The 9,562-nt window shown below is 72.6% G+C and carries 8 protein-coding genes; 5 read left to right on the top strand and 3 right to left on the bottom strand.

All coding sequences use genetic code 11. From position 1 onward, the window contains the following. Positions 1–45: 45 nt before the first annotated feature. Both J4709_RS36125 and J4709_RS36120 read right to left on the bottom strand, forming a co-directional pair. Positions 46–1,695, bottom strand: coding sequence for a hypothetical protein (locus tag J4709_RS36125; protein ID WP_307801851.1), 1,650 nt, complete (start codon positions 1,693–1,695; stop codon positions 46–48). Positions 1,696–2,307: 612 nt separating this feature from the next. Next, entirely contained in the window at positions 2,308–3,567 is a 1,260-nt protein-coding gene (locus J4709_RS36120) for a DUF8688 domain-containing protein (RefSeq protein WP_208247758.1), read from the bottom strand. Positions 3,568–3,833: 266 nt separating this feature from the next. Between J4709_RS36120 and groES the strand changes: the two genes are divergently transcribed. The 5 genes from groES to speB all read left to right on the top strand — a co-directional run bounded on the left by groES (position 3,834) and on the right by speB (position 9,103). After that, the gene (gene groES, locus J4709_RS36115) at positions 3,834–4,142 is read left to right on the top strand and encodes a co-chaperone GroES (RefSeq protein WP_151542705.1); all 309 of its coding nucleotides are present in this window, start codon (positions 3,834–3,836) and stop codon (positions 4,140–4,142) included. 86 nt (positions 4,143–4,228) lie between these two features. Beyond that, on the top strand, positions 4,229–5,848 hold the full coding sequence (groL, locus tag J4709_RS36110) for a chaperonin GroEL (RefSeq protein ID WP_208247756.1): 1,620 nt from the start codon (positions 4,229–4,231) through the stop codon (positions 5,846–5,848). A 402-nt stretch (positions 5,849–6,250) separates the two neighbouring features. Further along, entirely contained in the window at positions 6,251–6,838 is a 588-nt protein-coding gene (locus J4709_RS36105; RefSeq protein WP_208247810.1) for a sigma-70 family RNA polymerase sigma factor, read from the top strand. After that, the gene (locus J4709_RS36100; RefSeq protein ID WP_208247755.1) at positions 6,835–7,767 is read left to right on the top strand and encodes a hypothetical protein; all 933 of its coding nucleotides are present in this window, start codon (positions 6,835–6,837) and stop codon (positions 7,765–7,767) included. Before J4709_RS36105 ends, J4709_RS36100 begins: the two co-directional genes overlap by 4 nt. 124 nt (positions 7,768–7,891) lie before the next feature. Further along, positions 7,892–9,103: an agmatinase gene (speB, locus tag J4709_RS36095; RefSeq protein ID WP_208247754.1), complete on the top strand. Its 1,212-nt coding sequence runs from the start codon at positions 7,892–7,894 to the stop codon at positions 9,101–9,103. A 69-nt stretch (positions 9,104–9,172) separates the two neighbouring features. Here the strand turns inward: speB and J4709_RS36090 are convergent, their stop codons facing one another. Further along, positions 9,173–9,562: a DUF5319 domain-containing protein gene (locus J4709_RS36090; protein ID WP_151545009.1), complete on the bottom strand. Its 390-nt coding sequence runs from the start codon at positions 9,560–9,562 to the stop codon at positions 9,173–9,175.

The raw sequence follows: 9,562 nt of genomic DNA, 5'->3' as shown, positions 1-9,562 counted from the left end.
TGCGCGACCCCGCCCGCCATGCCTTCCCGGGCCCCGTCCCGGCCGTCAGTCCTTGCCGTCGCGGCGGGGGCGCAGCAGCGCCTCCGCCAGCGCGAGCATCGTCTCCTCCAGCGTGGACAGCCGCTTCAGCACGTCCTCATGCACCGCGTTGACCTGCTTGGACACATCGTCGTGGACGCCGTCGACCTTCCGGCCCACCTCGTCCTCCACGCGGGTGAACCGCTTGACGAACTCGGCCTGCACCGCCTCGGCCCGGCGCGTCACCTCGTCCTGCACCCCGTCCACCCGGCGGCCGAACTCCTCCTGCGCGCCGCCGACCTGCCGGGCCACGTCCTCCTGCATCCCGGCGACCTGCTTGGCGACGCCCTCGTGGATCGCGCCGACCTGCCGGCTGACGTCCTCGTGGATGTCGCCGATCCGCTTGCCGAAGTCGTCGTGCACCCCGCTCACCTGCCGCACCACCTCGCTGTGCACCGACTCGACCTGCTTGGTGACGTCGGCGTGCACCGACTCCATCCGGCGGGAGACGAGGTCGACCTGCGCGGTGAACTCCTCCAGCGCCACGTCGACGCGCTTGGCGACCTCCTCGTGGATCCCCTCGATCCGCTTGCGGACGTCGTCGTGCACGTCCTCGAACCGGCGGGAGAACTCGTCCATGCGCTTGGCGACGTCGCTGTAGGCCGTCTCGGCGATCTGCGACATCGTGGCCTTGACCTCGTCGCGGTCCGGGCGGGCGCGCAGCTCTTCGATCAGCGGGTCGACCGCGTCGGCCAGGTGCTTCTCCAGGGCGTCGAACCGGTCGCTGTGGTCCATCGGCGGGCGCCGCGCCAGCTCGCCCAGCACGCGGTGCATCTCGGCGATCTCCAGCGTGGCCGGGAGCCGGCCGATCCGCTCGCCCACGCCGTCGATGCGGCCGTCGATGCTCTCGAACCGGCCGTCCAGCCCCTCCAGCTTGCCCGACACGCCCTCGAGCCGCCCGTCGACGCCGTCCAGCCGGCCGTCGAGCCCGTCCAGCCGGCCGCCGACGCCCTCGACCCGGCCGTTGACCGCCTCGAGGCCCTGCTCCATCCGCTCGGCCATCTCGCCGAGCGACTGGTCGACCCGCGCCGTGACACCGGTGATCGAGTGCTCCAGCCGCTCGGAGCGGTGCCCGAGCTCGGCCAGCGACTTGTCCAGCCGGTTGAAGCGGACGGACGCGGCCTCCATGCTGCCCTGGAGCTTGTCCAGCCGCTTGGTCATCTCCTCCATGCGCTGCGACGCCTGCTGCGTGGCGTCGGTGATGTGCTGCGCGGAGTCGAGGACGGCCTGGATCCGGGTCAGGCCCTCGTCGACGTTCTCGGCGACGACGCCGACGTCGGCCCACAGCGCCGGCAGCTCGGCGACCGGCTTGACCCGCTCGCCGAGGCCGTCGATGTGCTCGGCCAGCCCCTCGGCCCATTCGGGGGGCTTGCCGACCAGCTCGTCGACCTGGCCGCGGACGCTGTCCAGCTGCCCGGTCAGCCCGCTGAGCTCGCGCTCGCGGACCTCGCGGAGCAGCCACTCCATACCCTCCAGCCGCTGGCGGATCTCGTCCAGGACCTGACCCTGTGAGCGCTGTTCATAGACGTGGTCCTGCGCCGCACGGGCGAGCAACTCCCGCATCCGATCCGAGACCGGTTGACCCCCCGTCTGCAGGAAGTTGTGATTCGTTTCCACCCGATGCTCCTTCGTGTGCCGGACGCGTCGAAATGGCGCACGGCAATGAATCGTGAAGTCGCCACTGTAGTGCGTGTGAAGCGCGGCTATAACGGGTAGCAGGGAACGTCGCGGGTTCTGCGGAATGCGCCTGTTATCCCGTTGGCGCGAATTGACGGTGAGCGCCAGCCATAAGCCGATTTGTATGGCTTGAGCGCTTCACGGTGCTCGTGGTGGTCCGTTCCGTCGCCGAGGCCGCGCCCGGACGCCGCCGGACCGCCCGCGGCGGGGGCTCTGTCCGTACATCTCGTCCAACATCGGCAGTTCCCGAGCCGCCCTCCCGGCGCGGCGCGCCGGCGCGCGGCCGTGCGTCCGGGCCCGCGCCGTTCCCGTTCCGCCGCCATTTTGCGCCGGTATTCGCGGGAGCCCGGGACCCGGCCGCTGAACCCGCCTTGGTGATTCCCCGCCCGTTGATCTCTCTGCACCGATTCGCGTGGCACCGCGCTCCCCTTGCCGAGTCCCCGGAAACCCTGGTGAACGCAATGCCGGAAAGTGCGAATGATTTGCACGGGCATGGTGCGTCGCGCGGACGTCCTTGGCGTTGCGGTGCCGCGCGGAAGATCTTTGGACCGTTTAACGGGCGCGGCCCGGCGCGGGCGGGTCGGCGACCGCCCGCACGGGGCGGGCGAGCAGCGCGACCGGGTCCTTGCCGACCCGCGTCACCACCACCGTGGCCTCGGCGCCGCCGTACCCGCCCCGGCGGCCGCCGAAGCCGAGATCGCGGCGCAGCCGGTCCACGTCGACGGCCGACCCCCGCTTCTTGACGGTCAGCACGCCCGCCCCGCGGCGCCGCAGCTCGGCCTTGAGCCGCTTCACCGAGAACGGCAGCACCTCGTCGATCTCGTACGCGGACGCGAACGGCGTCGGGCGCAGCTCGTCGGACGTGACGTAGGCGATGTGCGGATCGGCGAGGCCACCGCCGACCAGCTCGGCGACCTCCGCGACGAGATGCGCCCGGATGACGGCACCGTCCGGTTCGTAGAGGTAGCGGCCCCAGGGGCGGACGTCCGGGTCGTCCAGTCCCGCCGGGGTCAGCGTGACCGCCTGCCCGGCGGCGGGGCCGCCGGCCGGCAGGAGCGTGGCGCGGCGGCCGACGTCCCCCGCGAGGCGGCCCAGCCACAATGCGGCCTCCTTCACGTCGCCGCCGACCGACACCCACTCCGCCTCCGCGCCGTCCGGAACGGCCTCGTGCGGGATGCCGGGCGCGACCTTGACGCACGCGGCGGGCGTCCGTCCGGCTAGGTCGAGGACGGCGTCGAGCGGCGGCTCGTAGGAGCGCGGGTCGAAGACGCGGCCCCGGGCTGTGCGGCGGCCCGGGTCGGCGAAGACGGCGTCGTACCCGTCCGGGGTCTCGTCCAGAGCGTCGCCTACGCGCACGCGCGCGAGGCCGCCCAAGTCGAAAGCCGTCACGTTGGCTTCGGCCACCTCGGCCGTCAATGGGTCGCGTTCCACACCGTCGCCGGTAAGACCCATGCGGGAACGCGCCATAAGGTCGGCGCCGATGCCACACCCCAGTTCCAGAACACGCGCGCCCGCGGGCAACCCGGAGGCGAACCGCCGAGCGCGATGCGCCGCCACGCCCGCACGTGTCGACTGCTCCAAGCCGGCCTGGGTGAAGTACATGCGGGCCGCGTCGGAACCGAACTTGGCCTCCGCGCGCCGCCGCAGCCGCACCTGCGTCAGCGCCGCCCCCACGACGTCCGCGCCGTACCGCTCGCGCAGCCGCGACGCGGTGCCGAGCAGCCCGGCCTCCGAGACGTCCGCTTCGCCCGCTTCCGCGAGGAGTGCCTGGCCGGGCGGGGTGAGCAGCTCCCGGAACGCCGCGATGTCCATGCCTGGACGGTAGCGGCCGGGGCGTTCCGGTGATCTCCGGGTGAACGGTCCGGAACGCCGCGGGGCGCGCCTCCGTGTCCGTGTTGACGGGTCAACGGGCACGGCATAGTCTCACTGACTGGCACTCTCACCGCGAGAGTGCCAACACAGCGACAAGGTCGGTCTGGCACCCGCGACGACAGGCCGGTCCAGGGTCGCCTCTCTCTGTCACATGTGCCGGCGGCCGCTCATGGCCGCCGAGGACCAATCGAAGGGGAGGTCAGATCGTGACGACCGCCACCAAGGTTGTTCTCAAGCCGCTCGAGGACCGCATCGTCGTCCAGCCGCTTGAGGCCGAGACCACCACCGCCTCCGGCCTGGTGATCCCGGACACCGCCAAGGAGAAGCCGCAGGAGGGCACCGTCCTGGCCGTCGGCCCGGGCCGCGTCGACGACAAGGGCGACCGCGTCCCCGTCGACGTCAAGGTCGGCGAGGTCGTGCTCTACAGCAAGTACGGCGGCACCGAGGTCAAGTACAACGGCGAGGACTACCTCGTCCTCTCGGCCCGCGACGTGCTCGCGGTCATCGAGAAGTAATCACCGAGACGTGATGCGCCCGCCCCGGCCCGCGCCGCCCACCGGCGGGGCGGCCGGGGCGGATCGCGTGACATAGGAGAAACCCCATGGCGAAGATCCTGGAGTTCGAGGAGGACGCTCGCCGGGCTCTTGAGCGCGGCGTCAACGCTCTCGCGGACGCCGTCAAGGTGACGATCGGCCCGCGCGGCCGCAACGTCGTCATCGACAAGAAGTTCGGCGCGCCGACCATCACCAACGACGGCGTCACCATCGCCCGCGAGGTGGAGCTGGAGGACCCCTACGAGAACCTCGGGGCCCAGCTCGCCAAGGAAGTGGCGACCAAGACCAACGACATCGCGGGCGACGGCACCACCACCGCGACCGTCCTCGCCCAGGCGATGGTCCGGGAGGGCACCCGCAACGTGGCCGCCGGCGCCTCGCCGCTGAGCCTCAAGCGCGGCATCGACGCCGCCGCCCAGTACGTGTCCGACCAGCTCCTGAAGTCGGCCCGCGAGGTCGACGAGAAGGGCGAGATCGCGCACGTCGCCACCATCTCGGCGCAGGACGCGCAGATCGGCGAGCTGATCGCCGAGGCGTTCGACAAGGTCGGCAAGGACGGCGTCATCACCGTCGAGGAGGCCCACACCATGGGCCTCGAGCTGGAGTTCACCGAGGGCCTCCAGTTCGACAAGGGCTACCTGTCGCCGCACATGGTCACCGACCCCGAGCGCATGGAGGCCGTCCTCGACGACGCCTACGTGCTGATCGTGGACGGCAAGATCTCCAACGTGCAGGAGTTCCTGCCGCTGGCGGAGAAGGTCGCCCAGACCAAGAAGCCGCTGCTGGTCGTGGCCGAGGACGTCGAGGGCGAGGCCCTGGCGCTGCTCGTCGCCAACAAGATCCGCGGCACCTTCACCTCCGTCGCCGTCAAGGCGCCGGGCTTCGGCGACCGCCGCAAGGCGATGCTGGGCGACATGGCCACCCTCACCGGCGGCCAGGTCGTCAGCGAGGCCATCGGCCTCAAGCTCGACTCGATCGGGCTCGAGGACCTCGGCCGCGCCCGCCGCATCACCGTCACCAAGGACGCCACCACCGTCGTCGACGGTGAGGGCTCCGCGGACGAGATCACCGCGCGGGTCAACCAGATCAAGGTCGAGATCGAGAACTCCGACTCCGACTGGGACCGCGAGAAGCTGCAGGAGCGCCTGGCCAAGCTGGCCGGCGGGGTCTGCGTGCTGCGCGTCGGCGCCGCCACCGAGGTGGAGCTGAAGGAGAAGAAGCACCGCCTCGAGGACGCCATCTCGGCGACCCGCGCGGCGATCGAGGAGGGCATCGTGTCCGGCGGCGGCAGCGCGCTGGTGCACGTGGCCAAGGAGGGCTTCGACGCCCTCGGCCTGTCCGGCGACGAGGCCACCGGCGCGGACGCGGTGCGCCGCGCGCTGGTGGAGCCGCTGCGCTGGATCTCCGAGAACGCCGGCCAGGAGGGCTACGTCGTCGTCTCCAAGGTGCAGGAGCTGCAGCCGGGGCACGGCTACAACGCCGCGTCCGGCGAGTACGGCGACCTGATCGCCCAGGGCGTCATCGACCCGGTCAAGGTGACCCGTTCGGCCGTCACCAACGCCGCGTCGATCGCCGGCATGCTGCTCACCACCGAGGCGCTCGTCGTGGACAAGCCCGAGGAGGAGGAGCCGGCGGCCGGCGGCCACGGGCACGGGCACGGCCACTGATCGTCCGATCTCGGCGGGCGAGCGGCTCGCCCGCCGCGGAGATCACCGAGGCCCCCGTCCGGTACCGGACGGGGGCCTTCGCCGTTACGGGAGGCTCGCCGTTTCCGGGACGCGCCGTTTCGGGGCCCCGGCGCCGATGATCTTCCTCGCGGCGCCGTTTCCGCGGCGCGGAGCGGATCGGATCGGCACTCTGGGCGGTCGGCTGACAGCAATGCGTGGTATTTCCGGGCTCGTCCCCGCACTGTGACCATTCCGTTGCCGACGACAGTGGCGACACGCCCGGCGGTGCTGGGCATCATGCTTGACGTGACCGAGGGAAGCTACGCCGGGACCATGACCGCGCGCGCTATGGAACCCTCGGGGGGACCGGCCCCTCCGCCGCACCACGACACCGGCCGCCGCATGCGCGTGCTCCGCGCCGCGAACGAGGGCGACGGCGACCTCCGGGAACTGGCGAACCTCGCCGTCCAGGGCGACCCGGGCGCGATCGAGGTGCTGATCGCCGAGGTCCGCCCGATGATCGTGCGCTACTGCCGCGCCCGCCTCGGCCGGGTCTCCGGGCAGTACCACATCGCCGACGACGTGGCCCAGGAGGTCTGCATCGCGGTGCTGTCGGCGCTGCCCCGCTACCGCGACATGGGGCGCCCGTTCGCGTCCTTCGTCTTCGGCATCGCCGCGCACAAGATCGCCGACGCGCTGCGCAGCGCGGTCCGCGCGGCCGTGCCCACCGAGGACCTGCCCGACGGCCCGGACGACCGTCCGGGACCCGAGGAGACGGTGGTCCGCTACATCGAGGCGCAGCGCGCCCGCGACCTGCTCACGCGGCTTCCCGAGCACCAGCGCGAGCTGGTGCTGCTGCGCGTGGTGGCGGGCCTGTCGGCGGAGGAGACCGGTAATGTGCTGGGCATGTCCGCGGGGGCGGTACGGGTCGCGCAGCACCGGGCCCTGGCCCGGCTCCGCGCGATGGCCAGAGAGGAGTCGATCGCTTGACGGAGCGGAGCCCTGGCGCCCCGGATCCGGTCGGGCCTTCGAACTCCGGCGGGACCCGCGAGCCGGGGAGCCGGCCGCCGGCCCCGGCGGTCACCCTGCTCGCCGACCTCGGCGCGGTGCGCCGTACCGACGCGATCATCGACGCGCTGGCGGCGCGGCGCGCTGCCGCCTCCACCGCCCGCCCCGCGACTGAACGTCCTGCCGCCGACCGTCCCGGGACCGAACGTCCTGCGGTGGGCCGGGGCGCCGGGGAGCGCGCCCGCGCCGCCGACGACGGCGACGAGGCCGCGGCCGACCCCGCCGTCCGGCTGCTGCGCGCGCTGATCGCCGACGTCGACGACCAGGACGCCGGACGCGACGCCGCCGGCCCCGCCGAACCCGGACCGCGCACACCGCCGACCGCGCCCGGGCCGGGCCCGCGCCGCCGCGGCCCCCGCACGATCGTCGCGCTCGGCGTCGCCGGCGCCGTGCTCGCCAGCACCGGCGTCGCCGCCGCGGGCAGCGGCATCACCGAGCGCGCCGCGGCGTCACCGCCCGCCGGCACCGGCGTGTCGGGGCCCGCCGAACCGCACGCCAAGGACACCGCCGAGGGCACCCGGCCCGTCCCGCGCACGGCTTCCCCCGCGCCGGCGTCCCCGCCCTCGGCGCCCGCTCCCGACCGTCCCGCGGCCAAGGCGCCCGCCGCCGAAGACCCCGGCCGGCAGGACTACGACCGCATCAAGCGCCACCTGGAGCACCTGCTCCGCACCCCCGACCGCCCGCGCCGGTCCGCGCCGAAGCGCCCGGACACCTCGCCCGCCGTCCCGGCGATCCGCCCGGTCCTCCCGGCGCCGCCGTCCGACGGCGACCCGCGCCGCACCATCGAGGACATCCGCAAGCGCGCGGAGAGACGCCTCGCCCAGTACGAGAACCCCGGCACAGAGCCCTAGGGCGGCGGGTGATCCGCGAGCAATCCTGACCGCGCTTTTGCTCCCGTGGGCCTTTGCCGGGACGCACGCCGGGGAGTGGTGACGGAGACCTGCGGACCATCCACCACCTGGAAGCGGGGTTGTGATGCCTGGACCCGACGAGCCCACGGCGGAGGGGAGCCGGGACGAGCGCATCGCCGACCTGCAGGGCGAGAAGGCCAAACGGTACGAGACGGAGTTGACCGACCGTCGGCACCAGGAGGAACTGAGGCGCATTCACGCGCACGGACTGCCGCCCGCCGACTCCATCGAGGAGAAGGAGGTCGCGTCCACCTTCCAGCGCGGCGAACTGCCGCACTTCTCCGGCATCGACACCTTCCTCAGAGCGCCCTTCCTGGAGGACGTCAACCAGGTCGCCGGCCACGAGGTCGCCGTCGTGGGGGTGCCGCTGGACACCGGCGCCACCTACCGGCCCGGTCCCCGCTTCGGCCCCGAGGCGATGCGCCGGATCTCCGCGCTGTACTCGCCCTACTACTACGAGATGGGCATCGACCTGCGCGAACAGCTCGACATGGTCGATGTCGGCGACATCTTCATCACCCCGGGCAACCTGGAGAAGTCGTTCGACCAGATCACCAAGGGCGTCCAGCACCTGGTCGAGGCCGGCGCCTTTCCGGTGATCCTCGGCGGCGACCACTCGATCGGCTTCCCGACCTTGCGCGGGGTGATGAACGCCTTCGGCCGCAAGATGGGCGTCATCCACTTCGACCGGCACCTGGACACCCAGAGGCTCGACCTCGACGAGCGGATGCACACCACCCCCTGGTACTGGGCCGCGCACGAGTACCACTTCGACATGGGGAACCTGGTGCAGATCGGCATCGGCGGCTGGCAGGTCCCGCGTCCCGGCGTCGACGAGGCGCGCAAGGGCGGCACCCTCGTGATGACCACGGAGGACGTCGAGCGCATGGGCGAGGACAAGGCCGCGGAACTCGCCCTCGAGGTCGCCTGGAGCAACGGCGTGGAGGGCGTCTTCCTGTCCTTCGACATCGATGCCGTCGACCCCGGCTTCGCGCCGGGCACCGGCTGGCCGGAGCCGGGCGGCCTGTACCCGCGCGAAGCGCTCAAGCTGGTGCGGGCCGTCGCCGCCGAGGGGCTTCTGGGCATGGAGGTCGTCGAGGTCTCCCCGCCCTACGACTCCTCCGACGTCACCAGCCTGCTCGGCGTGCGCCTCATCTGCGAGGTGCTGGCGACCTCGGTGCGCGAGGGCAGGCTCGGACGTGACCGGTCCGGCGCACCGCAGACCGAGTGGGCCCGCGAGTTCGACGGACGCCCGGACACCGGCTCGTCCGACTAGAGCTTCGGAGTCGCCCTGGCCGCGGTCGAGTCGGCGGCCGTAGCCGCCGTGCTCGATGGACCCGCCGGGTCAGTTCTCGTCGCGGCCCTCTTCGCTGTCGATCACGCCGTCGACGTACCCGCGGGCGTACTCCCAGCTCACGTAGTCGACGGGGTCGGGGGACAGGGCGGGCTCGTGCACCCGGGGCAGCCCCTGGTCGAGCAGGTGGCGCAGATTCCCGTGCAGCAGCTCCCAGTCGATGTAGTGCAGCTTGCCGCAGTCGGCGCAGTCGACGGTGAGCCCGCGCACCCCGAGCGGCTCCAGCAGCGCCCGGAAGACCTCCAGGTCGGCGAGGTCGGCCAGCACGTCCTCGCGCTCGGCGACGCTCAGCGGCGCGGCGTCCTCGCCGGGGTCGCCGAGCGACGCCGCCGGATCCTCCGGATCGCCGGCGAACGGGTCGAGCGGGGCATCGTCGTGCAC

The organism is Actinomadura violacea (assembly GCF_017573465.1).
GTDB classification, from domain to species: domain Bacteria; phylum Actinomycetota; class Actinomycetes; order Streptosporangiales; family Streptosporangiaceae; genus Spirillospora; species Spirillospora violacea.
Note: the sequence above shows the minus strand (reverse complement) of the source record. Positions and strands in the feature narration are given on the sequence as shown.